At 40.3% G+C, this 26539-nt stretch carries 22 protein-coding genes; 10 read left to right on the top strand and 12 right to left on the bottom strand.

Annotated elements, in window-relative coordinates:
* Positions 1 to 114: 114 nt before the first annotated feature.
* The gene (locus BV375_RS04175) at positions 115 to 1578 is read right to left on the bottom strand and encodes a glycoside hydrolase family 13 protein (RefSeq protein WP_086757567.1); all 1464 of its coding nucleotides are present in this window, start codon (positions 1576 to 1578) and stop codon (positions 115 to 117) included.
* 707 nt (positions 1579 to 2285) lie between these two features.
* Here BV375_RS04175 and BV375_RS04180 point away from each other — a divergent pair.
* The 5 genes from BV375_RS04180 (at position 2286) to BV375_RS04200 (ending at position 7263) form a co-directional block, all read left to right on the top strand.
* Positions 2286 to 4013 carry a S8 family serine peptidase gene (locus tag BV375_RS04180; protein ID WP_086757569.1) on the top strand — a complete coding sequence of 576 codons (1728 nt, stop codon included), beginning with the start codon at positions 2286 to 2288 and terminating at the stop codon, positions 4011 to 4013.
* 171 nt (positions 4014 to 4184) lie between these two features.
* On the top strand, positions 4185 to 4958 hold the full coding sequence (locus tag BV375_RS04185) for a CHAT domain-containing protein (RefSeq protein ID WP_086757571.1): 774 nt from the start codon (positions 4185 to 4187) through the stop codon (positions 4956 to 4958).
* A 106-nt stretch (positions 4959 to 5064) separates the two neighbouring features.
* Positions 5065 to 5361 carry a hypothetical protein gene (locus BV375_RS04190; RefSeq protein WP_143841980.1) on the top strand — a complete coding sequence of 99 codons (297 nt, stop codon included), beginning with the start codon at positions 5065 to 5067 and terminating at the stop codon, positions 5359 to 5361.
* 19 nt (positions 5362 to 5380) lie between these two features.
* On the top strand, positions 5381 to 6238 hold the full coding sequence (gene rsmI / locus BV375_RS04195; protein WP_086757575.1) for a 16S rRNA (cytidine(1402)-2'-O)-methyltransferase: 858 nt from the start codon (positions 5381 to 5383) through the stop codon (positions 6236 to 6238).
* A 680-nt stretch (positions 6239 to 6918) separates the two neighbouring features.
* On the top strand, positions 6919 to 7263 hold the full coding sequence (locus tag BV375_RS04200) for a hypothetical protein (protein ID WP_086757630.1): 345 nt from the start codon (positions 6919 to 6921) through the stop codon (positions 7261 to 7263).
* Positions 7264 to 7611: 348 nt separating this feature from the next.
* On the opposite strand, the gene BV375_RS04205 is transcribed toward BV375_RS04200, so the two are convergent.
* Complete coding sequence (locus tag BV375_RS04205) at positions 7612 to 8487, bottom strand: tetratricopeptide repeat protein (protein WP_086757576.1); 876 nt, start codon at positions 8485 to 8487, stop codon at positions 7612 to 7614.
* Between the two features lie 367 nt (positions 8488 to 8854).
* On the opposite strand from BV375_RS04205, the gene BV375_RS04210 reads away from it, so the two are divergent.
* Positions 8855 to 9868, top strand: coding sequence for a hypothetical protein (locus tag BV375_RS04210; protein ID WP_086757578.1), 1014 nt, complete (start codon positions 8855 to 8857; stop codon positions 9866 to 9868).
* Between the two features lie 95 nt (positions 9869 to 9963).
* On the opposite strand, the gene BV375_RS04215 is transcribed toward BV375_RS04210, so the two are convergent.
* The 8 genes from BV375_RS04215 to BV375_RS04250 form a co-directional block, all read right to left on the bottom strand.
* A complete protein-coding gene (locus tag BV375_RS04215) occupies positions 9964 to 11133 on the bottom strand; it encodes a homocysteine biosynthesis protein (protein WP_086757580.1) in 1170 nt (389 codons plus the stop codon).
* A 109-nt stretch (positions 11134 to 11242) separates the two neighbouring features.
* Positions 11243 to 11932 carry a histidine phosphatase family protein gene (locus tag BV375_RS04220; RefSeq protein WP_208099045.1) on the bottom strand — a complete coding sequence of 230 codons (690 nt, stop codon included), beginning with the start codon at positions 11930 to 11932 and terminating at the stop codon, positions 11243 to 11245.
* Between the two features lie 888 nt (positions 11933 to 12820).
* Entirely contained in the window at positions 12821 to 13501 is a 681-nt protein-coding gene (locus tag BV375_RS04225; protein ID WP_086757583.1) for a PAS domain-containing protein, read from the bottom strand.
* On the bottom strand, positions 13482 to 13937 hold the full coding sequence (locus tag BV375_RS04230) for a hypothetical protein (RefSeq protein WP_086757586.1): 456 nt from the start codon (positions 13935 to 13937) through the stop codon (positions 13482 to 13484). Before BV375_RS04230 ends, BV375_RS04225 begins: the two co-directional genes overlap by 20 nt.
* A 530-nt stretch (positions 13938 to 14467) precedes the next feature.
* Positions 14468 to 15250, bottom strand: a complete 783-nt coding sequence (locus BV375_RS04235) for an MGMT family protein (protein ID WP_086757588.1) — start codon at positions 15248 to 15250, stop codon at positions 14468 to 14470.
* Positions 15251 to 15380: 130 nt separating this feature from the next.
* Positions 15381 to 16505: an amidohydrolase family protein gene (locus BV375_RS04240; RefSeq protein ID WP_243713840.1), complete on the bottom strand. Its 1125-nt coding sequence runs from the start codon at positions 16503 to 16505 to the stop codon at positions 15381 to 15383.
* Positions 16506 to 16872: 367 nt separating this feature from the next.
* On the bottom strand, positions 16873 to 18222 hold the full coding sequence (locus BV375_RS04245; RefSeq protein ID WP_086757590.1) for a glutamine synthetase family protein: 1350 nt from the start codon (positions 18220 to 18222) through the stop codon (positions 16873 to 16875).
* Positions 18223 to 18392: 170 nt separating this feature from the next.
* A complete protein-coding gene (locus tag BV375_RS04250) occupies positions 18393 to 18974 on the bottom strand; it encodes a metal-dependent hydrolase (protein WP_086757592.1) in 582 nt (193 codons plus the stop codon).
* 168 nt (positions 18975 to 19142) lie between these two features.
* Between BV375_RS04250 and BV375_RS04255 the strand changes: the two genes are divergently transcribed.
* The 4 genes from BV375_RS04255 (at position 19143) to BV375_RS04270 (ending at position 22305) form a co-directional block, all read left to right on the top strand.
* The gene (locus tag BV375_RS04255; protein WP_086757594.1) at positions 19143 to 19793 is read left to right on the top strand and encodes a transaldolase family protein; all 651 of its coding nucleotides are present in this window, start codon (positions 19143 to 19145) and stop codon (positions 19791 to 19793) included.
* Positions 19794 to 19914: 121 nt separating this feature from the next.
* Complete coding sequence (locus BV375_RS04260) at positions 19915 to 20121, top strand: hypothetical protein (RefSeq protein WP_086757596.1); 207 nt, start codon at positions 19915 to 19917, stop codon at positions 20119 to 20121.
* Positions 20122 to 20137: 16 nt separating this feature from the next.
* On the top strand, positions 20138 to 20566 hold the full coding sequence (locus BV375_RS04265) for a PIN domain-containing protein (protein WP_086757597.1): 429 nt from the start codon (positions 20138 to 20140) through the stop codon (positions 20564 to 20566).
* Between the two features lie 377 nt (positions 20567 to 20943).
* Positions 20944 to 22305: an NAD(P)/FAD-dependent oxidoreductase gene (locus tag BV375_RS04270; protein ID WP_086757598.1), complete on the top strand. Its 1362-nt coding sequence runs from the start codon at positions 20944 to 20946 to the stop codon at positions 22303 to 22305.
* 172 nt (positions 22306 to 22477) lie between these two features.
* Here the strand turns inward: BV375_RS04270 and BV375_RS04275 are convergent, their stop codons facing one another.
* Together BV375_RS04275 and BV375_RS04280 are read right to left on the bottom strand one after the other, a co-directional pair.
* Entirely contained in the window at positions 22478 to 23602 is a 1125-nt protein-coding gene (locus BV375_RS04275) for an ATP-binding protein (protein WP_086757599.1), read from the bottom strand.
* Between the two features lie 14 nt (positions 23603 to 23616).
* Positions 23617 to 26343, bottom strand: coding sequence for a histidine kinase dimerization/phosphoacceptor domain -containing protein (locus tag BV375_RS04280; RefSeq protein WP_086757601.1), 2727 nt, complete (start codon positions 26341 to 26343; stop codon positions 23617 to 23619).
* Positions 26344 to 26539: the final 196 nt, after the last annotated feature.

The following is a 26539-nucleotide window of genomic DNA, read 5'->3' on the forward strand; positions in this document are numbered from 1 at the left end:
AGAGGTTGAGTTTTGTCTCAAGAGTTGGTGATGGAAATGGGGAATTGTCTAAAAGCCAATCCCCATTTTGCTTTACAGATTTGTCAGAATTAAATTGTTGAGCAATTTACAGTATCAGCTAACACCCAAAATGCAGCCAACGCGTGGTTCAAGAGATAACGAAAGCTGCTGATTTTCTCCTTCATCATGCCATTCCACCTCAGCAGTGCCAAATAACAGTTTGTCAGGTTGAGTACGCAAACTGCTAATAGCAATATTTGCCTTTGTCGATGCTGTACCAGCATTAACGGCAATAATCAATTCCTCAGTCCCTAAAGTTCTGGCAAAAACGTAAAGTTCTCCCTGAGCATAGAGGACTTGGTAATCGCCTATACGTAACGATGGGTAAGTATGGCGGAGGGCAATTAGTTGACGATGAGTTTGGAGAATTTCGTGATCCCAGCTAGCTTCTAAGGGAAAACCACGGCGTGAATCGGGATCTATGGCACCAGGTAAACCGACTTCATCACCATAGTAAACGCTGGGGGCACCAGGAAAAGTCAGTAACAATAGGGTTGCTAATTCTACACTAGGTTTATCGCCCCCAGAAATAGTCATTAACCTTGCTGTATCATGACTCGCCAGCAAATTTAATTGGGTAAGTTGAATTTCCCAAGGGTACAGTTGTAATACTTCTTGGATTTGGGCAGCATATTCAGCAGCAAATAAAGGTGGGTAGGGTTTATAGTCGCGGCTTTGCACTTGTTCTAAGACTACACGATCGCCTGCGGCAAAAGCGATAGTTGGTCCGGCAAATAGATAATTCATCACGCCGTCAAATTGAGTTCCATCTAGCCACTCGCGAGAATCTCCCCAAACTTCGCCCACAATATAAGCTTCGGGGTTAATCGCTTTCACGCGATCGCGAAATTCTTGCCAAAAACCAGGTGTTTTAATTTCAAAAGGCACATCTAAGCGCCAACCATCGATGCCGAATTTAATCCAGTATTCGGCAATCTCCATAATATATTCCTTAACTTCGGGGTTGTCGTGGTTAAATACTGGTAAAGCCCGATTTCCTGCCCAACCTTCATAGTTAGCGGGGAACTCACCATTGTATGGTGAGACAGGCCAACCTTCGACTTTGAACCAATTCACCCAAGGGGAATGGGGACCATTTTCTAAAACATCGTGGAAAAAGAAAAAGCCGCGACTAGAGTGGTTAAATACTCCATCCAAAACAACTTTGATATTGCGTTGATGGGCTGCGTCTAGCAATTCCTTGAAAGCTTCGTTGCCTCCCAACAGTGGATCAACCTGATAATAATCATGGGTATGGTAGCGGTGGTTACTAGCTGATTGAAAAATTGGTGTGAAATAGATAGCGTTAATCCCTAGATCCTGTATGTAATCCAAACCCTCTACGATACCCCATAAATCTCCGCCTTTGTAACCTTGGAGTGTTGGCATAGCTTCCCAATCCTCCCAACGGGCCTCATGCAATAGTCGTTTGCGAGGCTGTTTGCTTCTAGCAAAGCGATCTGGAAAAATTTGGTAGAAAACAGCGTGCTTAACCCAGTCTGGTGTTTGAATTTGCATGAATGACTCTCTATACCTACTAGGAGCGATCGTTGCAAATAATAGCTTCTTTGCGGTTCTTACTTGTGGTAGAGAATTATGTAAATCTCAAATATTAATTGTTACGCCCCCTCAGGGCGATCGGGGAAATGTTATGCATAGAAAATCCAGCAGAATTCAGAGGTCAAGCAGCCTTTATGCCTGGGTTTGAGACTTATAATCTGTACTTCACTAACTTGAAATCCGCACTAATTTAACTACTGCATATAATTTTTCCGAATGCTTGTCTGTTTAGCAATCGATGAATTAATTAATAATTCTTTATTTTTCTCTATTGAACTTTGTCCGTAATAATTGAGGTAGGTACTGGATCAATAAAAAGCATTGCTAACAATACTTTTGACTGCTAATCATAATTACCAATACCTATGTTTGTTTCATTCCATTGAAAATTATTATATGAGCCTGCAACTAGCCAATTTCTTCTGCTAGCAACAACACACTCTTGGTTATTTCCGGTATGATATCTGGCTTCTGCCTTGTGTTTTTGAGAAGTTATTCGCACTTTCTAATTTTATTTCTCCTTTTTGATAAAACTTTTAGATAACTATACTCGCAACTAAGAATGGAAGCTAAAAAATTACCTTTTTAGTATTTATGCTAGAACAACTAATACTACTAAAATCGATAGATTTATTTAGGGAAATCACATAGACGTGGAGACAAATATGAGACCAGAAAAACTTTCTCCTGGGTTACTGTTGGCATATCAAGATTATCAAAATGAAGGAGAGCAAGCTTTAACAACGCACAAGCGATCGCTTGGTCTAATTGCGTTTAAAAGCGCTGTCAAGCCAACTAAGAGTATTGTTTTTCTCTACTGTGAACCTGATGCAGACTTGAGTCATCTAGAACAATATGGAATTCGTGTCAATCAGAACTCCGGGAGTGTAAGAACAGCTTTCTTACCGTTACAAGCTTTAGATGCCTTATCTGAAGAAGATGTCATTCAGCGCATCAAACCATCACGCAAACTCAATCTGCGCATGGATGTTGCACTAGGAAAAGTAAAACTGCCAGATTTTAAAAGCAAAACAGGATTGACTGGCAAGGGAGTAATCATTGGCATTATAGACAGTGGCATTGACCCCAAGCACCCCGCCTTTGCTGGACGAATTTTACACATTTGGGATCAAACTCTGCCAGGCCCAGGAGTTAAAGAAGGTGATTATGGAGCTGAATTTACAGGAGAACAACTGACAGTTTCTCAAGATACTGAAGGTCATGGCACCCATGTTGCTGGAATTGCTGCTGGTGCAGATGAAAACTATTCAGGAGTAGCACCAGAGGCAGAATTGGTCATTGTCAAATCCGACTTACAAGATGCTCACATTGCCGATGCTGTCCGCTACGTTTTTCGGATAGCCGAGGAATTAAAAAAACCAGTAGTCCTTAATCTCAGCTTAGGTGGACATGCTGATGCCCACGATGGTAGCGACTCGCTTTCGAGAATTATTGACGCTGAAACTGGACCAGGAAGGATTGTTTGTTGCGCAGCAGGTAACGAAGGGAACGACAATATTCACAGTCAAGCAACCATACCTACTCAAAAGTTACGCGGTATCCGCTTCAATGTACCTTTGAATCAAGTGGGCATAGTATGGTTAAACGGTTGGTATGCTGGTGACAGTGAGTTAGAAATATCACTACGAAGTCCAAATGGTTTCGTTACCCCCTTCCAAAAAATTATTACTGATGGCAATCCCTCTCAGGATTACCAATTACCAGATTCGCGGGTACAAATTGTGACACCAGCCCCAGATAAAGGCAACGGCGACCACAATTTCTTCGTGCAAATTCGTGGTAACGATCCTTCTCCAGTTATGGGAGGTATTTGGCAGTTGCGGGTACGCAATACCAGTTCAACTGACACACGCTTAGATGTGTGGACTCTTGACGATCACTCTTCGGTATTTTTTACGGGTAAAAGTGTCAAGGACTGTGTAAAAATTGGGTCACCAGGAGCAGCTAGCAGTGCAGTTACAGTTGCCGCCTACACCACAAAAGTTCAGTATACAGATATTGATAATCAAGTGCGAGACATGGGCTTAGAGTTGGATACCATGTCTGAGTTCAGTAGTGAAGGACCATTGCGTAATGATGGTCAGAAACCAGATGTAGCAGCACCAGGAGCGATGATTGTTTCTACTTTATCTAGCAATGCTAATTACGATCGCTCAATGATGCTGAATTCCAAATTTGTAGTGATGGCTGGTACAAGTATGGCAACACCATTCGTTACTGGCTTAGTAGCATTGCTCCTACAACGCGACCCTAAACTCGATCCGGCTACTGTAAAAGAATTGCTACGCAAAAATAGTTCTATCCCTGGTAAACCCCAAGGAACTTTTGACAGTAAATGGGGTTTTGGTTTAATTAATGCAGCAGATCTGTAACTATAGTAAATTCTTGAATTGGAAATATCCCAATACTACAAGGCAGAGGATTTTCAACTCGGAATTTGGTTTGGGGAAAAGGTTTAAGATTAAGGGTTAAAGCTTGTCCTCCTTTTCCCCTGAATTGACAAGTGCTGAACAAGAATAAGAATAGCTATCTCATACTGTCAAATGAATCAGGAAATTCAAGTTAACAAAATATTATTTCTGGCAGCAAATCCAAAAGGCACTATACCTTTGCGGCTGGATGAAGAACTACGGGAAATAGAAACAGGGTTACAGCTTGCTAAAAATCGCGATCGCTTTATCTTAGAGCAGAAGTGGGCAGTACGTCCGAGAGATGTGCGACGGGCGATATTGAATTATGAGCCGCAGTTTATACATTTCTCTGGTCATGGAACAGAGAATGAAGGATTAGTTTTTGAGGATGATACAGGACGAGAGAAATTTGTCGATGCAGAAGGATTAGCAGGACTATTTGAGTTATTTACCGATCAAGTAGATTGTGTAGTTCTCAATGCTTGCTATTCACGGGTTCAAGCAGAGGCGATCGCTCAACACATTAACTATGTTATTGGTATGAGCAAGCAGATTGGCGATCGCGCAGCAATTGAATTTGCAGTAGCTTTTTATGATGCTATTGCAGCAGGAAAACCCGTTGAGTTTGCTTATAAATATGCCTGCAATGCAATTCGGCTAATAGGTATTTTAGAACAACTAACCCCAATTCTGATTAAGAATCCTCATCTCAGTGAGGTAATTGCTCAATCTCATTTAGCTAAAGAGCATTCTTCTGCCAAGAACGAAGCTGAATTGGGAAATGGCTCTGCTGCAACTCAACCAGTTCAAACTACAAGCAATGAATTTAATATAACTAACAGCAGCATTACTAACCTCACTGGTTCAGGGCAAATTATCTATAACGAATCTCCCAAACAAAAATGACAGATTAATGGAGATAATCTTAATAAGCACTTGCTGGGAGTGACTGAGTAGTAGCCTTATTTTCAGCCTCTTTTTGTTTTGTATTAATAAACAGATCAATAAAATTTTGAATCTTTTCAGAACTAAAACTACTAGTAAAATTTGCAGTTTTGTTGCTAATTGCAGCGAATCAGAGCAATCGCAAAAGTTAGTTCAAAACCTTTTAGAGCAATTTCAGAAGCAAAGTGTTGCTACTTCTGTGGATAAACAAGCTGAACTAATTGAACAACTAATTCTCACAGAGGCTAAAAAAGATCCATTTTTTAAGCAATTTGTTGTGCAGCAAGGACAGCAAATTGCTGATGCTATGGTAGAAAGTGCGATCGCATCAGCAATTCGAGCAGCGCATTCCCAACTTATTTAAAAAGCTGAATTTCTCAATCATGCAGACCGATCCTAAACCAGGAACGCTTTACGTTGTAGGTACACCAATTGGCAATCTTGAAGATATTACCTTTCGGGCAGTGCGAATTTTGCAAACGGTGGATCTGATTGCTGCGGAAGACACGCGCCACACAGGGAAACTGCTACAACATTTTCAAATTAAAGTTCCTCAGGTGAGCTACCACGAACACAATCGTACCAGCCGAACTCCGGAATTGTTAGAGCATTTAGCTAATGGTAAGGCAATTGCTCTAGTCAGTGATGCGGGTATGCCAGGAATTTCCGATCCAGGGTATGAATTGGTGAAAGCTTGTGTGGAAGCGGGAATATCGGTAGTTCCGATTCCGGGTGCGAGTGCTGCAATTACGGCTTTAAGTGCATCAGGATTACCAACGGATCGGTTTGTGTTTGAAGGTTTTCTCTCAGCTAAAAGTCAACAACGGCGAGAATATTTAGAATCCCTGCAAACAGAATCCCGCACTCTAATTTTCTACGAATCGCCTCACCGTTTACGCGATACTTTACAAGACTTAGAAGAAACACTCGGAAGCGATCGCCAAATTGTCCTCGCTAGAGAACTCACCAAATTTTACGAGGAATTTTGGCGCGGCACAATTGCCGAAGCGATCGCTCACTACAGTCAGCGCGAACCCCAGGGTGAATATACTTTAGTGGTAGCGGGAACTCCACTAACTCAACCTCAACTGACAGAAACGGAAATTAAAGCCGAACTCGAACAATTAATTCGTCAAGGAATATCGCGATCGCAAGCCAGCCGTCAATTAGCAAAATTCACATCGCTACCACGTCGTCAAATCTATCAATTAGCTCTCTCTATTGCGCTTAATCCTGAGTAAAGATAGGTTCTTTGACAATCTAGTTGCAGACTGATCTTTCAGGTTGACTTTGTAAGAGTACTCCAAGTAAAAAAATGCCCAATTGTCATTGCGAGCGAAACGGAGTGTAGCGAAGCAATCTCAAACTCTGCGATTGCTTCATTCCGCTTTGCTTCATTCGCAATGACAGGTTTTGGATCATTTATTGTTTGGAACGCTCTAAGGCCGAAAGTTATTTCATTCTAAATTTTCACTTCCTTTGAAGGATCGTGGAATTTCTACAGAACGGCACTAGGCTGTTACAAAAATTTCAAACCGCATTATCTCACTTAAACTAGGTACAAATTTTTGGCGTTGCTGAATATGGGGATGATTGAGGCTGACGCAAAGACGGGAAGATGCGGTGAAACGGTTAGGCAGTCGCAGTCTTGGCGGTTCTCATCGATTGCGTTAGCGCAGCGGTAGCGACGCAGGAGCGTCACTGCCGAACCCGAAGGGTGATTATTTTAGATACAAATTCTAAAATCATCCTGCAATTATGCAACGCCAAATTTTGTTTAAAACTTCATATCAACTTGGAAAATATTGCTTATTATACGTGTATTTTCAGAATAAACTATATATTTTTCAATATTTTTACTGCTATCTTCCTAATAACTAAAAACCTAAATTATAATCATATTAAAATTAATATAAAAAATATGAGCAGGCTGTTAATCAAACTCATAGGTTTATTTTTACTTTTTCTAGGCTTATACTTTTTTGGGCAAGATATCATATTTGCTAGTGGTTATTATTCATATTTTTACAGCAAGATACCTGCTACTGGCTCAGTTTTAGCCATCATGGCTGGTGTAATTTCATTAATATTTTTTCGCAGAGTAACTGGTAACCTAGGATGGATTTTTCTAGGGATAGGAATAGTTCTAGTTTTCTTAAGCGGTGGAGTTATTTTAAGACCAACTAGCTTGTGGAATTTTTTAGTTGCTTTTACAGCATTAGCAGCCGGATATAAATTACTCACCGAGGGCAGAATCAACTTTTAAAATTAGGACAAAGCCACAATGTTTATTTATTGGGTAGTTTTCCTGCTCTCAAATATTCATGCAAAAGGCCTATTGCTACCCAGTCCTCGGCAATTTGATCTAAGAGCAAGCGACTTCAGTCTTGGATAAAAAGAAACAAGCAGGGGCGCAAGCTTTGCGCCTCTACGTTCATCCCCTAAATTTATTTATAGGGTTACACTTAGCACTAATCAAAGAACAAAGCGGAGTTGATTGCTCTTGTAAGCTAATAATCATTAAAATTGCATCTCCGCGTCTCCCTTTCTCCGCGTCGCCGCGTCTTTCTGAGGCTAAGGATTCTGCAACTTAAAGGCGGGTTAGCTTACCTGTTTACTTTTTAGTTTCTGGTGAAGTTGTAGGAGATACAGATGGAATAGGAGTTGGCGTAGCCTCTGCTGCTTTGTTAATTTCGTCTTTGTACTGAGCAGGTGCTAAAGCTGAGGCTGTATTAAACAGAGGTTTAGCTTCTGTAACTTTGCCTTGTTGCTTCAGTAGCATCGCTTTAGCCAAAATAGGGCGAAAATCCTTGGGATCTTTCTTGACTGCTTGGTCGTATGCAGAGAGAGCTTGAGTATAACGTTTCTGAGAGGCATGAACAGTGCCTAAAAGTACCTGCACAGCAACTGTATCTACACTTCCAGGCTGAATTTTATTTGCTTGCGGTGCGGCAGACAAAGTATCTTGCAATAAACCAATAGCTGCTTCAGGGCGTTGTTGGCTTAAAAGAAGAGAAACCATTCCTTGTAAAGCTTTCAAGTCACCTGGTTTTGTAGCCAAAATAGAACGGTAAGCTTGGGCTGCACCTTCCTTGTCACCAATTTGCTGCTTTGCTTGAGCCAGCAGTACTGCATATTCTGTCTGCTCTGGATTAAGTTTGGCTAGCTTTTCTAAAGGTTCAATTACTCCCTGAATGTCTCCTTCTTTGATACTTAACAGTTCTAGCCTTGCCTGTAGCAGTCCTTTGAGAGCAGTCTGATTTTCAGGTTCCCGTTGCAAAACCAGTTGATAACCCCGGGCTTCATCTTGCAGTTTTGATTTTTGGTCAGGGGAAGGTAAATTGCCCTTGGTGCTGGCGTTATTCTGGGTTGGGGGTTGTGTATTATTATTATTAAATGCAGAAATTAGGGGAACCATTGAAATTCCCACAAAAGCAAGAACTGCCAGAGCCAATACGACCTTAACTATCCAGCTGCGCGGTTGAGACACAAGACTTATTTCTCCTGAACTTTAATGACATTATCATTTACATAAATCCGAAAGTTAAAAATTTCCAAAACTTTGCGGAATACCGTCGATTGCCTGTGAATTTTATAACAAATAACTATCCACGCTGCTAAAGTAAGTGATGACTTTAGGAGGAACCGTCAGAATTCTACCTATGATATGCTTCCCGAAACTAGTCTAAAGACGCTAAATTACACATTTAGTATCCAAAAGTGTATTTAGAATGCTATAGAGCGCTCAGTCGTGGTTTGTTGAAAGCAAATATACTTTCATCAGCCGCACAAACGCTCTTTTCAGCTGCCTTCGTAAAATCCCACAATGGGATGTGTCTCCGCCGCAAGGAGTTTTTATGAATTCCGACCTGATGCCGTCGCCTGAATCGTCCAACTCTTCTGCCTCTAACCAGGGCCCAACTAAAGCAGAGGCAGCCGCTAATGTTCCTACAGTAGCAGCCCAGTCCTCTAAACTTGAGAATTCAACTATTAACCCTAGTGAGACTGCCTCAAATGGGAACTTCGCTAATCGGCAGCAACCGATTCCGCCTCCCAGTGAACCGATGCAGTACCGCGCTATCGGGTTAGTTCGAGGTCGCTACCGTGCCAGCGACGAACAATTTACTCAAGGTAATCTGCTGACCGCAGATGGTGTAGAGCTCAATGCCGTGCTCCTAGGACGGATTATGAGTTTAGTCAAGAATCACTTGGATTTAGAACAAGAACATCTGTGGGTAGTTTATCCGCGTACAAGACAAGAAAATGATACATTGCACCTCCAAATTGTCGGAGTTTGGGAGCCAGAAAAACTGGCTAAACATCTGACAGAAGAGGACGAGCAAGATTTGGAGTCAGAAGAATTACAGATCCCAGATGATAGTGTATCTGAGAGTTCCGACGAGATTACAAGCACCCTTAAACCCTCATCAGACATTCCTGATGGTGGTTTCTCTGTTCGTGGTGAAGTAGTCTACCAGTCTTATGACGCTAAGAGCTTAGTAGTCAAAATCAAGCAGGCTCCGCGCAAACCAACTGACAAACCCAAATATTTTAAGTTGAAACTGACCGGTGTTCTGACTACCAAAGCTGTAGGTAAGTTCTGGGACTTTCAAGTCAAGCGGGAAGCTGATGTATTGGCAATAGAAACTGCTGAAGCGATCGCCGATCTACCCAAAAAGCGCAGACCACCTTTCAAGGGTGGCCCTCGTGGTGGTATGGGTGGTGGCAGAAAACCATTTCCGCCCAGACGAAATGGCGAAACCCCACGCCCAATCAAGAAAATAGGCGGCGACTCCTCTGCTGTGTCGAAACCTGTACCGAAAATACCAGCGCCTAAGCCGATCAAACGAACGAAACCGCCCCAAGATTAAGGGAGGCAAGGCAGAGGGGGGAGACAAAGGAGCATTTTATTCCTTGTCCTCCTTGCCTCTTTGATTCCTTAGTCCTCAATCCCCAGTTTCCAATATCAAAATTCGGTCCAGCGGTCTTGAGGTAGAAAAGATCGCTCCATCGGAATTGGGGAAACTGGTTCTGTCAGGGTAAATTTGCCAGCTTCAATCCACTGTTTCAACTCTAGGGCAACTTGCCTAGATAAAAACAAACTTGCTAGAGGTGCAACACGCACAGTTCTACCCTCAATGGTGACACGCCCAGACTTAAGTTGGGCGTAACTCACCAACCCAAACGTAGGACGAACGCGTCGGGGAATGGAAAAGTCTACGATTGGCGCTACTAATTCTTTATCTTGCACGGCACAATGTTCAACTACTTCTGGGGATAAGACAGGAAGTGGTACACCTACGCCCAACATTAATGAAGGGCCATAGCTTTTGAAATAACATCCTCTAACCCAACGAGCGTCCATCTGCTTGGCATCACCGATTAAAGCTAAAGTGGCAGCAGGCCCAATCGGAGTATGATTCGCTAAACGTTTTTGTAAGGGAAAGTGTTGAGTACCTTCCCAGGCGACATAGCCAACACCACCGCCTAAAAAAATCCGCGTCCCAATACCAATTAGTTGTAAATCTGGGTCGTTGAGTAAAGGCGAAATTGCACCAGGGTTAGAATAAACAGCATTGCCTAAACGTGGTTGTAAAGGACCAAGATAAGTAAAAAGTGGGCGATCGCCTCCATTTACACCCACAATAAAATTCTGGTAAAGATTACGCGGATTAAATAAATAAAACTGATTTATCGTTTCCCGCATGATTGTGGTTTCAAATGTGGCTCTTGGGTAACAATCTGTAACTTGTCCTTGTGCTCGTACTTGTACAGCTTTACCTGCAATCAAATCTTCTATTACATGACCACCGCCACGTTCGCGAACTTCTTCGCCGTCGATCGCATCAACCGGACAACTAGCACCAAGGTATAAATCTACTGCCCCAAAGCCAGAGTATGCTGGAACACCATCTAACCAACAACGGCGAATTTTGATTGGCGGATCGGTGTGTCCCAGATTAATAATCGCACCACTTGATTCCATCGGCTCAAAAGTGCCTGTGGTTATTACATCAACTTCCTGAGCAACTTGAGTAACACCAACTTCGGCAACTCGTGCTTTTAATTCTTCAACTGTCAACACCACCGCACGTTGGCAGCTGATTTTCTCGTTAATTTCCGCAATTGTTCGCATGTTAAATGTAGCGAATTCATATATTAATTGTGGAGCAATATAGCTGCCACGTGAAATTATTATATTTGTCTCTCATCTAGAAGCTGACGATAAGCGATCGCAACAAGCATTAGATGGCTTTAATTTGTCCCACTATTTCAATTTTGTTTTGCTCGTTAGCTCGCAACACCACTGAGTCTCCAGATTTTGGATAAATATCGCTGGTGAGTGTTGTCATGTTGATTTCGTGAGTAATCATCACAATGACGCCAGGAGTGTTACGGTTATTCAAAATAAACTGACGCAGTTGTGCAGTTTGCTGAGATTGCGTTTTGTAATTACTAAAAAAGGAATTTAGAGTTGGGAAAGGCTCTACTTTTCCCAAATTCATCAGTTTCGCAGTCTCTAAACAGCGACACCATTGGCTTGACACAACCCTAGAAACTTGGATTCTCCTACTCCTAAAAGCTTTTCCAATTCTTGTTGCTTGTTGTCTGCCTTCATTTGAAAGATTGCGTTGCGTCGAGCAATCATTAAGTCGGAAATCAGGTGGATCGCCAATTCCTGGTGCTAAGGCATGACGCATAATCACTACATAACCTCTTCCTTGGCGAAGACGAGACCAGATTTGTGCTTCCGAGTTAGCAGAAACATTGGTTATAACAGGTGAAGCTGAACTATCTTTGTTGTTCAGAGATTGTTGAGGTTGCTCGATAGTTGCTGCTATTTGCTTTTCTTGAGTTTTAGGCTTGTATAAAGGTTTGAGTATTAACAATAGAGCAACCGCACTAAGACCAAAAATAATGTAGCGACGCATCATGACATACTGTGTAATTCTGACGAGCAGATATGTGATTACTTGAGATTTTTACCTTCTCTTATGATGCAACTCTTCTCAGGCGTATTCGAGAATCTGCGATCAATTGATGCAAAAGCAAGATAGTATTATGCCTGTTCGTCAGCAATAATAGCTAAATTTTTTGACAAAGTGCAAAGATACGAAGGAAGAGAATATATAGGTAATCTTGTTGCAGGCACGGAGTAATCCAGGGCGATCGCCTATCGAGACAGATATAAAATATCATACTTTCACCCCAAGATCAGTCAACTCGTGTTGTAGAGGCAATAGTGAAAACGTCAGTGATACTTTGCACTACGGCGTATCTGTTGGTGTTAGCTGCAAAAAATTTACTTTAAAGTGTAAGGATGGATACTATTTTTTGGTAAAAGTCAAGGTAAATTTATCCAGTGCAATGGAGTGTCAAGGGTGCATTTACCAAATACCCAACCTTTGATAACGGTTATCGGTTGAATGTAATATACCTGGGCAATCATGCCCTTCAGTCTCACGTAACTATCATGGCTGGAGCAGGCAGTTGACCCACCTTAGACCAACAATTTTAAATTAATATATTTTCGGTTTTAGAAGTCCTGTAAATACGCTGGTATTTCCATTTGGAGTGTCAACGTTTAAATCCGCTACGTTTTTTCGCTTTCAAGCCACCACACAGTCAGCAACAGAGAATTAGTAGAAGTCCTGAAAAGAATAAAGAGATCAATACAACAGTCTGGCTGTGACTGCTTCAATTCAACTGAAAACCTAAATCTTATATCCACTCATAAATGATTTAAGGAGTGCACCCCGAAATAGAAAAATAATTGACGCACCTGATAATTTTCTAATTCGTGAAGGAGCCAAATCGTTCTTTTAAGCCTGTTCGAGCACCCCTGGTGGTATGGGCACAAGTTGAGGAGTTGACAAGCTGGTTCCTTGTCTGTACCAAATGCCTTCAACCTCAAAAGCCTCAAATTGAGTGGTTAAGATTGCCCAAGCTCGCTCATTTAGCCCAGCGGAATAAGTCCAGGTGAACTGCCTATCGTTGTGTAATCTTTGTTCTAGTTCGGCTAAATCCTCAGGTAGCCAAAACTGGGTCATGATCCTTTGAGTGGCAATTTCTGGTGGTGTCTGTAGCATCTCAGCCATTGGCTGATTTACAATGATTTGCTTGCGAGTATCTTGTCTAACGATGCTCACAGGACGTTCATTTTCCGCAGCCGCAACCATACGGTACAACAACTGTGATGGTATGTGTAGCTGGCTGCAAAACACTCCACCCTCAGATTGCAATATTCGTTCGGCTGTTTCCGACGATGTAGGTGGTTGTTCAGTTGCCATCCACCCAAAAAATTCAATCGGTTGCTTACAGCCTCTCCATTGAATCCTGACTTTGCCATTAATTTTACATGCAGTTTCGCTGAGAGCTTCACCGTAGCTTTGAGCTAAGTCAGTAGCATCACGCTTTGTCGGGGCAACAATTGAAACCCCTTCATAAGACATTTTATAGTTCCATCCAGGTAAGTTGAGGATTCTAAGAATACTCACACTCATCTTCTTTGACACCTCCAGAATCTTTATATACTTTTACACCCTTAGCATCGTGATACACGGAAATTTTGAAAGTTTCTTCCCAAATTTTTTTTCTTTCTTCCTCCGAGATGTCTAAAGCCGATGTGATGATGGCAAAATCCCCTGGTGTTGGTAAAACTTCACCTTTTGCCAATGCTGGTAGATTTTTGATACCGCAGCGCTTCAGTTCTGCTATGTTGGCTCGCACCAAATCAGCAATTGTTTTTGGAGCATCTTTTTGAGAGTTGGGGGAATGAGAACCAGTTTTTTTGGCTACCCACTCTTGAGTCATTTCTTCTATAACGTCGCTTTGGGAAATGCCTAAGCGAGCACAGATGCTTTTAAACTCTAGGGCTAAATCTAGCGGGATATAGCCGCTGATTTGCTTGTAATCATCAGAACGCCTTCTGTCAGTCATATGCCGAAATCCTGAATATTACGCTTGTATTTATTTTCTCTCATGAAGTCTGAAATGCAAGACATTTTTGTGAGTCACATTTAAATGACAGCTTGACAAAAAAAAATGACAAGCCTAGTATGGGAAATGGAGCAGTAAGCGGCTGAAGACGAAGAAACGGTAGATACTCTGGAAGCTAGCTGCTTTTGTGGTAGCTAGCTTCTCACTTTCATTTAGGAACCCGCAAGTTTTTTAACCCTGTTATCTTCAGTATATCTGCTTATAAAAATTTTGCAACACTGGATGAGTCATTGAACCAACAATCTTTAACCTGTAAAAAAAGAGAGTGTCAATAGAAACCTTGTAGCATAGAAGTCTTAGCACTTAATAGAGAATTACTGAATACTCATTTATTATTTGATGATGTTTAGGCGCGCGATCGCACAGTAGTATAATTACCTTGATAGTCTCTACGCTGAAAACCAAGCTAAATAATTCATGTATAAATCAATTTTAGTTAGCAATTGAGTATAAATAACTATATATGCATACTATAAATAAATCGTTTGGTCTTTCCACAGATAATTTTTGAGAGCGACAAAGCATTTATTTTGTTTCGGCAATAACCCTGTCTCACATAACACTTTAATACCTTCAGCTTCTAGTTTATTTTTCTGTTCGGGAACATGGGATATTAAATTACCTTGAGAGTCTAATATTCTATGTATTGGATAATCAAGTGCAGAAGTTTTCTTGATGTATGTAGGAATAGCTCGCATATAGCTATGATCTACTCCTATTGTTTGAAGTATTTGCTTATAAGTCACGACTTTTCCAGATGGAAGTTTTAGGAGTAATTCAAGAAATCGCTCATAGGGCTTTTCTGATAATGCTGGAAATTGATGAGGTGTAATCTGAAAATTACTACCAACTTGAACTTGTCCTGATTTGATAACTACACCTAAAATTCCTCGTTTAGCTTGGATGCTAGCTAGTGATTTGACTAAATGCTTGATTCGCTTGCATAGTTCACAGTGGAAAGTGAGACGAACCGCAGCACCAGTTTCAAAATTTATGAGAGAACCAGGCTGAAAATTTTCAGCTTTTACGCCTTGGATAACAATATTTTCTCGTAATTCACCAGGAGGAATTGCTAGTTCTGCAATATCTTCATACCTGACAATTAAAACTTGTCTAGGACTGATAGGATTAGCATTAATATCTTCCTTTATACCATGACCAGATTTTAAGTTTATTTTGGTACTTTCTTTCATCCTAAGACCACGTTCCAGCTTAGTAAAAAGATATAAAATTGAGCCAGTTTCACTAAGCATAAATTTTCTTGATAATCTGGATATAGGATTACTGTCTAATTTTTGAAATACACGGATCTAGGTAATGCTCACGAAAATCCGGATATGGTGGACAATGCCCACCCTACTAGAATGAAGCTTTAAAAGTATGTCATTTTTTTAAATACAGAGATAAGGCATTTTCGCGGAAAATTGCAGTAGCGATCGCCTCCGCTTCATTCACTGTTAAATCTGAATCTTGAATTGCTTGGTCTAGAACTTCTGCTAATAGTTGGCGGCCCCATTTTGCTCCCAAATAATACAACTCTGGAATTGAGTGAGCATCAGAGGAATACATGAGTTTACTAGTAGGAGCTAACTCTAGTAATTGCCTGATTGCTTCTCGCATCCCCGATACACTTAAAGATGGTATTGCCAAACCAAAATCTAAATAGACTTGGGGGTAGACAGAAGCTAAATATCCAGCTTCGCGCATATAAGGATAAGCAGCGTGTAGTAGTACTAAGGGCGCATGACGATACTGAGGCAATTCTAAGAGCGATCGCAAGTGTAGAGGATTAGCTAATCGTAAATCTAGATCGGGGTCGCCAAAGCCAGTGTGTAATTGCACTGGTAGCCGATATTTAGCAGCAATCAATAACGCTTGTTGCAGTAAAAAATCAATCAGAGGTTTATCAACCAGACGTAGTGGCTGATTAGTAAGCTGTTGTTTGATTGCGTAAAAGCGAGATGCTGCAACTTCAACAGTCACAGGCTGAACATCCAAACCAGTACGATAACAAACAATGCTCTTGAAGCCGATAACCCCAGGTGGTGGCGGGTCAATTTCACTAGTGAATCTTGCGAGGAAAGTTGCAAAATCTTCTATTTGGGGAATTAGCTGTTCTGCTATTACCTCCAACCGCAGAATTCTTTGAACGGGAATTAGTTTTTCATGCCATGAGAGGGGTAGGATACTCTCAACTTCCAATCCGTCATCTAAATAAATTGCTTCCAGGTTGGCAGTACGGAAATAAAGTCGTGTGAGATTTTCTAATCCTAAATGTTCTCGACGTACTGCGATCGCACTTTCTTCTGCATCACATTCCAGTAAAGCCGCAATTTCCCGCAGACTACGCCGATAAAATAAAGTGTGACGGGCATGATTGTTAACTATATCCTCGTCGTATCCTTCTGTAAAAGCAGCTGCATAAGGATAACGCGCAGCTACTTCCGGTCGAAGCAAGTTATGGGCGTGTTGGTCAATTAAAGGAATATCAGCAAGATTGATTCGCATATTCACTTAAACCTCGTCCAGGTTGAGAACTGGAGTTTTTCAAAAGAGAACAGGGAACAGGGAACAGTGAACGGGGAAGAGTAGAGGATTTGGGGACAAAACCCAATCTAGAAAAAACTATGGTTTTCAAAGTAGACGCGGTTTAGGTGGGTAATGGGGAGATGAGGGAAAGAGGAAGACACGAGGGACAGGGGAGACAAGGAGGACAAATGGCGTTGTGAACTTATAATGTCTTTAGCCTTGGAACCTGGAAGTTGAACCTTTGAGCCTGGAAGTTGAGCCTTTGAGCCTGGAAATTGCACCTTTGAGCCTGAAAGTTGCATCTTTAAAACTAACATTTCGACCTTGATCAACGACTAATGACAAATCAATATCTCTCTAATAACAACTTTACTTCGGCATCTAATTCCCAATCTTTCATTGCTTCCCACTCGGCTTGACGTACTGCCAAAAAAGCTTGTGATAACTTTGGATTTAAAGCATTTAACAAGATATTGTTTTGTTTGAAATGGTCTAATGCTTCCCCCAGATTTGTGGGTAAGGCATCAATACCATTGGCTGTACGTTGTTCAATTGGCAAGTTTCCGGGGTCTTCTGTTACAGGATTTGGGGGTTCTAGACCTCGCTGTACACCATCCAATCCGGCAGCGATTATTGCACCCAAAGCCAAGAAAGGATTAGCTGATGCATCCACGGTTTTCACCTCAAAATGGCTAGAACTTTCTAATCCCGGGTCGCTAGGTACTCTAACAACGGCTTCACGGTTATCTAATCCCCAGCAACGGAAAGCACCACTCCAGGTATGAGGACGAATGCGGCGGTAAGAATTAGGACTAGGGGTAGTTAATGCCATCAGTGCTGGTAGATGATGCAATATCCCAGCAATAAATGCTCTAGCTATCTGGGAAAGACCGCAGACACCTTGAGGATCTGGTAGGAGATTTTGCCCATCACGCCAAAGGCTAAGGTGGATATGACAACCGCTACTAGCAGCATCAGGGAAGATTTTGGGTAAGAAAGAAGCTGTAAGATGATGGTGACGAGCGATCGCTCTTACTGTTTCACGAAATCCAATCTGCCAGTTAGCTGCTCGTAAGGCGTCAGTATAGCGCATAGAAATTTCCTGCTGACCGGGGCCCGATTCAGGGTAATACTGCTCTACAGGAATTCCTTGGGCAATGAGTGCATCGGCTATAGCATCAATGACTTCACGATTAATATCCATTGATTGCGTAGAAGCAAAAACCGTGGAGTCTGTAGGAACAATTCCCTCAGATGTTTGCCGTAGTAAGTAAAACTCGTTTTCAAATGCTGCTTGAATTTCCAAACCCTCACGTTTTGCCGCCGCTATCATCTGCATCAAGAAATTTCGCGGACAAAACGCCCAAGGTTGCCCATCAAGTATCATATTTCCTAGGACACGGGCATGACCAGGAGCATAGGGTAAAGGCGTGAGGCTAGACCAATCTGGTACTAAGCGGATCTCACCCACTGGTGCCAAACCACTATTAGGAACGATCGCATCATACATGACAGGTATTCCCTGTTCTCCTGCGGAAATCCCAACACCATGTTCAAAATAGTGAGACAACATCTCTAAATGAACAGCTTTTCCGCGAATAATGTTGGCGTTATCGCACCAAAGAATGCGAACAAATTTGACACCAGCTTCGTGCAGGGATTTTTTGACTTTCTTAAATGTATAGTGTTCAGCCATCACTCATCCCAATTTTTAATTTTAGAGTTTGGATTTTAAACTATAAATCTTTAGTACTAGGCTATTTTCCCACGCTTATCAAACTTCGCAGTAGTACCATAACATTCCTCAACCTATGACATCAGCAAACTTTCTGCGCCGCTTGGATACTCAAGAGTGCGCTTTTATTTTTATCGAGGTAAAGAAAACGCCCACAGCATAAAGCTACCTGAAATTGTCAGGAGAAGAGTGATAGCTATTTTTTTATTAATGTTTATTTCCAATTGTTGAATAAAAATAAAATAACTCAATAATAATGGTAATAAAACCCCCATTTCAATCAACAAGTTACGGTAAAAATAATAATTTGATAAATTTATTTTCCCTGCGCTAGGCAATAACCCCAAAGGTAGTTTAAATCTTTGTAAGCTGAAGGGGTAGAGCAGTGGTAATGCCCCAACAGCAACTAGCAAATCCAGCACCAAATGTGAAAAAGCAGTCAAAATAACTTGAATTTTCATGAATTTGAATTCAGGTTCTCTGAACCTAGAAAATTTGAGAAAAATTATTGTCAAGCAAGGCAAAATTGAGCAAAACAAAATTGAGTGAGTAATTCTCATGCCATCTGGTCTTAGGGCTGAACTTAGATAGTCGATATCTGGAAACCAGGCTACTAAAATCAACCAAATTAGCCAGACAAATGAATATGTTTGTCGGCGTCTAGAAAAGTAAAGACCAATTGCAGGAATAGTGTGACCAATAAACGAAGACATCTAAGAAGCAGCAATTTTTCAAAATTGTGATACAGAAGACAGTATCATTCCAATTGCAGTTGCAATAACTCGCGTATTTTCTCTTTGATAGAGAATACTGCCTGCAAAGGAAGCTATTCTCTATCAGCTGTAGAATGACAGCGACACCACCTTTCTCAGGAGAGACACGTGAGCATTTATCTTGATTCGGCAATTGTCGCTGAAGCCCAGGCGGCTCAGGAATTGGGTTGGGTAAAGGGGATCACGACCAACCCAACTCTTTTGGCAAAAAGCGATTTACCAGTAGAGACTACACTCAAACGGCTGGCACAGTTGACTAAAGGCCCCGTATTTTACCAACTGATGTCCTCTGATTTTGATGAGATGCTGGCGGAAGGGCGAGCAGCTTTTGGAATTATTGGCAATCAGACTGTATTGAAGATTCCGGCATCATTGGTTGGTTTTCAAGTGGTTGCAGCATTAGCAGGAGAAATTTCCTGTGCGGTAACAGGAATATATAGTGCTTCCCAAGCAGTTGTAGCGAGAGAGGCGGGTGCAAAATATGCGATCGCTTATGTGAATCGAGCTACTAAACTTTTAGGTGATGGAGTCGCCTTGGTGCAGCAGATGGCCAATGTGGTGGCAGATAGCAGTACAGAAATTATGGCAGCTAGTATCAAATCTCCAGAAGAAGCAGTAGCATCCCTACAAGCAGGTGCGCAGCATCTCACCTTACCTTTGAGTATGTTGCAAGCTATAACCACTCATGAACTCTCGCTGCAAACTATCGATGAATTTGCCAAAAATGGGCGTGGTATCTGGGTATCTTGTAAGCTGTGAGTCAAGAGTCTAATGACCAATGACCAAAGACCAAATTCCCATCTATTTGTAAGTATCAAAATTAACGCCTTAGCAGCGCCACAAGCAGATTAGGATATAATTGCAGCGCTTTGGGAAAATTATGGCAGAAAAAATCACAGCTGTATTTGATGGCAGGGTGTTCTATCCGACTGAATCAATAGCCTTACCAGCCAATACTCTTGTACGGCTGAGTATCGAAGTTTTACCGCCAGAGAAGCAGGAGAGTGTATCATTTTTAATGACTGCGCGATCGCTCAATCTCTCAGGGCCAGCTGATTGGTCTACCAAAATTGACAAATATCTGTAGGGTCTAAAAATTCAGCATGAGGTCTGAAGTCTTTCTTGATACAACATTTGCGATCGCCTTATCTGCACCGCAAGATAATTTGCATCGGCGCGCTGTCCATCTAGCTGAACTTTTAGAAACAGCAGGCACTCGCTTAGTGACAACACAGGCAGTGATGTTGGAAATTGGTAATATCTTATCTAAACAACCATTACGTCATGGGGCAGTCACGTTATTAAATGCCCTAGCAGCAGACTCTAAGGTAGAAATTGTACCTCTATCTCAAGAACTCTATGACAGAGCTTTCCAACTATATTGCGATCGCTCTGAGAAAGAGTGGAGGTTTATTGATTGCGTATCTTTTATTGTCATGCAATATAGTGGAATTACAGAAGCTTTAACTGCCAACGAACATTTTCTACAGGCCGGATTTCGGGCATTGCTGCGAGAAGATTTGTCTTATTGATGGGGAAGCGGCAACGCAGGGAAGGTAACAAAATAAATCTTTACATCCTCAGTGCCCCCACAAATAATTTTTTTATACACCTACGATACCGCCCGCAGGCTTTGTTTGATTAGCCGCAGCATTCTATGGTGAAGGCGGTATTTCGGAATAATGAAGGGACTAAGTCCTGATTTACCAACACATAAAGTGTCATCTCCCACATCCCGCGGCCCATTGTCTCTACTTGCTCGCAGGCCACTTTTATTATTAACAAAATGTACCTTTGCTCACTTTAAAGATCTTTTCATCTGTGCAGGGCGAACAGAAAGAGTTTTGCCAAGTTTGATACATATTATTAAGAATAGTTAAACTAGTCTTAACACAAGGAAATATTTCTTATGGTAAATTCGCTTGACAATAACCCACCCCATCAAGTGGTGATCGTTGGTGGCGGCTTTGGGGGGTTGTATGCGGCAAAAGCACTTGCCAAAGCTCCAGTCAACGTTACGCTTATAGATAAACGCAACTTTCATTTATTTCAACCACTGCTATACCAAGTAGCCACAGGGACTTTATCACCTGCTGATATTTCCTCACCCTTGCGATCGGTGTTGAGTAAAAGCAAAAATACCAAAGTATTGCTGGGATCTGTAAATGATATCGATCCCCAAGCGCAAAAAGTACTGGTTGATGGCGAAGCAATAGCTTACGATACGTTGATTGTGGCTACAGGCGCGAAGCATTCCTACTTTGGTAAGGACGACTGGGAAGAATTTGCACCTGGTTTAAAAACGGTGGAAGATGCTATAGAAATGCGTCGCCAGATTTTTACAGCATTTGAAGCAGCAGAAAAAGAAACTGATCCAGTAAAACGCCGTGCCTGGTTAACCTTTGTGATTGTGGGTGGCGGTCCCACAGGGGTAGAATTAGCAGGTGCGATCGCAGAGCTAGCATACCAAACTTTAAAAGAAGATTTTCGCAATATTGACACATCAGAAACCAGAATTCTTTTATTAGAAGGTATGGATCGCATCCTGTCACCTTTTGCGCCCGAGTTATCACAAGCAGCAGAGAAATCTCTCAAAAAATTGGGCGTTATTGTCCAAACAAAAACATTGGTAACAAATATTGAAGATGATATTGTTACCCTTAAACAAGGTGATGGAGTCAGAGAAATTGCCTCAAAAACAATATTATGGGCAGCAGGTGTGAAAGCATCCCCAATGGGGAAAGTTTTAGCAGAACGAACAGGAGTTGAACTAGACCGTGCAGGAAGAGTTATTGTTGAATCTGACTTAAGTGTGAAAGGATATACCAATATTTTTGTAATTGGCGATTTAGCTAACTTTTCCCATCAAAATGGCAAACCTTTACCTGGTGTTGCACCAGTAGCCAAGCAAGAAGGAGAATACGTTGCCACAGTAATTGAACAACGACTTCAAGGTAATATTTTGCCACCTTTTAAATACATTAACCGTGGTAGTTTAGCAATGATTGGGCAAAATTCGGCTGTGGTAGATTTAGGTTTTATCAAACTTAGAGGTTTCTTTGCATGGCTGTTTTGGCTGTTGGTGCATATATACTTTTTAATTGAATTTGACAACAAATTAATAGTGATGATTCAGTGGGCGTGGAACTATATCACTCGCAATCGGGGCGCAAGATTGATTACAGGAGAAGAATCACGCATCCCAATCAACGTTGATGATAGTAATAGTTTTTATTCGTCAGATCAAAGTAAGCAAGCGGTTAACGTCTAGTATTCAAGCAACAGTGAACAGTTACCAGCCTGTTCACTGATTCATTACTCAATCAGGTTTATTTAAGAGGAATTATAGAGAGACGGTATCTACAATCTTTCAATGCATAAAATAATTTTACTAATGCCTTGTCTCTACAATATATTACTCTAACAACAGAACAATTAATTATTCAAATTGGCAAATTAACAATAAACGTCGTCCCAATTCCAGGTTTACTAGCAAAAGAAATTTCTCCACCATGTAATTCTACATAATGTTTCACAATTGCTAGACCCAACCCGTTTCCTGGAATAGTGCCTACATTACTACATCTGTGAAAAGAATTGAACAAATTTTCTTGATCGGCTTCTGGAATTCCAATACCTTCATCTTTGATCCGGAAAATTACTTCTCCTGGTACATAAAAGATTTCAAAATTAATTGTGCCACCTTGAGGTGAATATTTCACAGCATTTGTCAGCAAATTAGTCAGGATATGGCGTAACATTTTTTCATCCAAGCTGATCAACTGTGAATTTTGCGCAATAATCGAACTTTCTGTAGTAGAACTGCTTCCTTGCACTGTGAATATAATCTTATGATTTTCGCTAGCAGTAAGTTGAGTATCTGTTATTAAATTTTTGCAGAAATTCTCTAAATCCAATGGCTCTGGCTTAAATTGAGTTTTATCTATTTCTGCTTTACCTATTAACAGAACATCACCCAATAAATTCTCAAGGTGTTGTACAGAATTTTGAATGTGAGTAAGATATTCATCTTTTTTAGCTTCGTTTAATTGCTGACTATGATTTGTCAGCAACTCAGCACAAGTAAAAATATTACTTAAAGGATTACGAAATTCATGGCTCATCATCGAAAAAAATTGGCTTTTAACTTTTTGATGTTCTTTCTCTTTTTCTAAAGCTTCACGCATCAGAACTTCTGTCTGATATTTGTTCAAGGCTATTTCAATAGTAGTAATTAATTGAGTTTCTTCAAATGGTTTAAGTATATAGCCAAAGGGCTGCGTAGTCTTTGCTTTTTGTAAGTTGCTCTGGTCTGAGTAAGCAGTAAGGTAAACCACTGGGATATTAAAGCGAGCTCCAATTTCAGCAGCAGCTTCTATACCACTCATCTTACCTTTTAACATTACGTCCATCAACACTAGATCTGGACGTAATTCTGCGGCTTTTGCAATTGCTTGTTCTCCATAAGCAGCAATTGCTGGAACAGTATATCCAGCTTTTTCTAGACAAGTTTTGATATCACAAGCAATAATTATTTCATTCTCAACAACCAGGATTTTTTCCTTCATTTTTTAGAGTGTCCTTAGTTTTGTTCGCTGAAAGTAATTGTGAATGAAGTTCCGAACGACGTATTGAATGTTATCATCCCTTCTAATTGTTCTACCAAGTTCCAAACTAATTGCAATCCAAGCGATTGATTCTTATGGATTTCTATGTCTTTAGATAAACCTACACCGTTATCACTAACAATTAGTGAATATTGGTTTTTATCTATCTCCACAAGTTCTACATAAATATCACCTTGCTTACTAATTTTAAAAGCATGTTTTATTGAATTAGAAACTAGTTCATTAATAATCAATCCACAGGAAATAGCAGTATCAATTTTCAATGAAATTTTATTAATATTTAAATGAATTTTGATATCAGAGTTAACGCCATAAGAGCGCAATAAATTATTGGTTAAGCTTCTTACATAATCACAAAACTCAATTTTTGTTATGTCCTGAGACTGATATAAATTTTCATGAATTATTGCCATAGCTCGGACACGGTTATGGCTATCTTGAAAAATTTCAAAGGTTTGTCCGTCGTTAATATATCTTGTTTGTAGCCGCAACAGACTAGAGATAATCTGTAAATTATTTTTAACGCGGTGGTGAATTTCTTTTAATAAAATTTCTTTTTCTTTTAGCGATACTTTAAGCTTATTTTCCACTTGTGTACGAGCAGTAATATCAGTGTTTGAACCAGCTATAAAACACTGATTGCTTTGGATATCGCACAGGAAAGTACCACGGCTGAGAAACCATATACAGCTACCATCCCTGTTGAGCATTCGATGTTCAATTTCATATTTTGGAGTCATCCCTGCTAAATAATGATTTAGGGCATTTTTTACTGAATCAACATCATCAGGATGAACAAACTTTAGCCAATCATCATAATATTTAGGTGCTTCTTGTTCCGTATAGCCAAGCATTGCTTGTAAATTGGGATCTATGTAAATTTCATTAGTGTTAATGTTCCATTCCCATATCCCAACTTTTCCAGCACTAATGGCTCGTATATATCTTTCTTCACTTACTCTTAGTGCTTGCTCTGCACGTTTGCGTTCTAAAGCATTTCCCAGAATTTCTCCTACCATTCTTAACATGGTAATACTATCTTCTGACCAAGTTTTTGTAGTTTTTACTGAGTCAAATTCAAGATACCCAATCAGTAAACCACTACATAATATAGGCACAATAATTAATGATTGAATATTTTGTGTAGTTAACTTTTCTTTTTTGGTACCTGCTGTAATTAACAAGTCATTAATATTAGGAATATGAATGGTTTCAAAGTTACTTAGTTTTTCTCGTCCCCAGGATAAAACTACATCTCTAATATCTTGTAACTGGGGAATTGGCTGTTCTATATCTTCGGCATACCATTCATAAGTATTCTCTATCTGATTATCTTCAGCAAACACAAATACATAAGCGCAATCCACATTAGTAACTTCGCCGATTAGCTGCAATGCTTGATTGATACCATTCTCAATCTCATCAGGAGCAAGGTTGATAAAATGGGTTGATATAGCAGTAATCAGTTTTTCAAATTCAACTCGATATCGTAGGGCTTCTTCGATCCGCTGGCGTTCACTAATTTCTTGTAGCAAACGGCTATTAGTATCCTTTAATTCTTTTGTTCTTTCTTCAATGCGAATTTCTAATTCTGCTTTAGCTTTTTCTAACGCTTCTTGTACTTGCTTCCCTTCAGAGATATTGCGGATAATAGCAATAATTTGCTGCTGAACTGATGGTAGTAACCGTGCTTCAAAAGTTTCTTCTTCTCCTGCTATTGATAAAAAATACTCAATTGCCACGGGAGAGTTTGTTTGTTGTAGTTGAAGAATAGCCTCAAGGAATTTATCACCGACATCTCTTGGCAAAACTTCTTGCATTTTTTTTCCAATGAAACCTCCCGAGGGTAGATACAAATCTGAGATTTTTTTAGCATAGTAACTAAGAATTGTCCCATCACTATCCAGCCGAAAATATAAATCAGGAAATGCTTGAAATATTTCTTGTAAATCAGAAGTTGTTTGTAAGAGTTGTGCTTCTGTAGCAATGCGATCGCATATTCCTTTTTGTAACTGCTTATTAGCTTGTAATAATTCCCTAGTTGCTTGATAAATTCGCCTTTCTGACTCTTCTTCAGCTTTCTTTAAACTCATTTCTAATGAGCAACGCTGTGCAATTTCTAATTGCAAATTTTCTTTTATTATTGACAATTCTTTCTGTAAACCCAATGCCAAACTTTCTGGTGTAATAATACCTAATAATTGCCCTTTGTCATTAACAATTGGTAGATGACGTACACCATACTGCTGCATGAAAGGCAAGGTTTTATTAACATCAAAATCTCGCTCTAAAACAATAACAGGTTCTTTCATTACATCGGCAATTTTAACTGTTGCCAAATTCGTTCCAGAATTAAGAAGTCTGATAATATCTACAAGTGTTAATATGCCTAATAATTGCGATTCTTCTACAACATATATGCAATCAATAGGCAAAGTAACTTGATTGTTTTGTAAAGTTTCTTTGCTAATAAAAATATGCTTAAACGTAGGAATTGATTTTCCTGCAACTACTTTGACTTGGCTGCGATAAGTATGCAAACTCTGAGCAACTACAAATGATCCATTGTGTATGTCAATATCTTCCCCTAATTGTCCCATGTAAATAATAATTTCTCTTAAAGGCGTGTGAGGAGCAAAAGTTAGGATAGAGTGTTGAATGACATAGTCTAATATGGACATAAGGTAACTTTTAATAACTACATTAATGCTGTAGAAAATCATTCAGTTGAATTTAAAATTGTAAAGAATAATTATTGTTTGACTCAATTATTCTTCAAAGGATTATAAAATTAAATCTGGAGTTACCATGAATTTAATTCTTAATTTTTCAAGAATTAAAAATTATAGCGTTTTCAGTAAAAGCTATCTCTGAAAT

This window comes from Nostoc sp. 106C (genome assembly GCF_002154725.1).
Taxonomy (GTDB): domain Bacteria; phylum Cyanobacteriota; class Cyanobacteriia; order Cyanobacteriales; family Nostocaceae; genus Aulosira.

Coding starts and splice junctions, on each gene's coding strand:
- BV375_RS04210 (WP_086757578.1), top strand. CDS start 8,855: ATGAATTCCGACCTGATGCCGTCGCCTGAATCGTCCAACTCTTCTGCC.
- BV375_RS04220 (WP_208099045.1), bottom strand. CDS start 11,932: ATGATGCGTCGCTACATTATTTTTGGTCTTAGTGCGGTTGCTCTATTG.
- BV375_RS04185 (WP_086757571.1), top strand. CDS start 4,185: ATGAATCAGGAAATTCAAGTTAACAAAATATTATTTCTGGCAGCAAAT.
- BV375_RS04280 (WP_086757601.1), bottom strand. CDS start 26,343: ATGTCCATATTAGACTATGTCATTCAACACTCTATCCTAACTTTTGCT.
- BV375_RS04230 (WP_086757586.1), bottom strand. CDS start 13,937: ATGACTGACAGAAGGCGTTCTGATGATTACAAGCAAATCAGCGGCTAT.
- BV375_RS04225 (WP_086757583.1), bottom strand. CDS start 13,501: ATGAGTGTGAGTATTCTTAGAATCCTCAACTTACCTGGATGGAACTAT.
- BV375_RS04270 (WP_086757598.1), top strand. CDS start 20,944: ATGGTAAATTCGCTTGACAATAACCCACCCCATCAAGTGGTGATCGTT.
- BV375_RS04200 (WP_086757630.1), top strand. CDS start 6,919: ATGAGCAGGCTGTTAATCAAACTCATAGGTTTATTTTTACTTTTTCTA.
- BV375_RS04260 (WP_086757596.1), top strand. CDS start 19,915: ATGGCAGAAAAAATCACAGCTGTATTTGATGGCAGGGTGTTCTATCCG.
- BV375_RS04275 (WP_086757599.1), bottom strand. CDS start 23,602: ATGAAGGAAAAAATCCTGGTTGTTGAGAATGAAATAATTATTGCTTGT.
- BV375_RS04175 (WP_086757567.1), bottom strand. CDS start 1,578: ATGCAAATTCAAACACCAGACTGGGTTAAGCACGCTGTTTTCTACCAA.
- BV375_RS04240 (WP_243713840.1), bottom strand. CDS start 16,505: ATGCGAATCAATCTTGCTGATATTCCTTTAATTGACCAACACGCCCAT.
- BV375_RS04245 (WP_086757590.1), bottom strand. CDS start 18,222: ATGGCTGAACACTATACATTTAAGAAAGTCAAAAAATCCCTGCACGAA.
- rsmI (WP_086757575.1), top strand. CDS start 5,381: ATGCAGACCGATCCTAAACCAGGAACGCTTTACGTTGTAGGTACACCA.
- BV375_RS04235 (WP_086757588.1), bottom strand. CDS start 15,250: ATGCTTAGTGAAACTGGCTCAATTTTATATCTTTTTACTAAGCTGGAA.
- BV375_RS04265 (WP_086757597.1), top strand. CDS start 20,138: ATGAGGTCTGAAGTCTTTCTTGATACAACATTTGCGATCGCCTTATCT.
- BV375_RS04180 (WP_086757569.1), top strand. CDS start 2,286: ATGAGACCAGAAAAACTTTCTCCTGGGTTACTGTTGGCATATCAAGAT.
- BV375_RS04215 (WP_086757580.1), bottom strand. CDS start 11,133: ATGCGAACAATTGCGGAAATTAACGAGAAAATCAGCTGCCAACGTGCG.
- BV375_RS04250 (WP_086757592.1), bottom strand. CDS start 18,974: ATGTCTTCGTTTATTGGTCACACTATTCCTGCAATTGGTCTTTACTTT.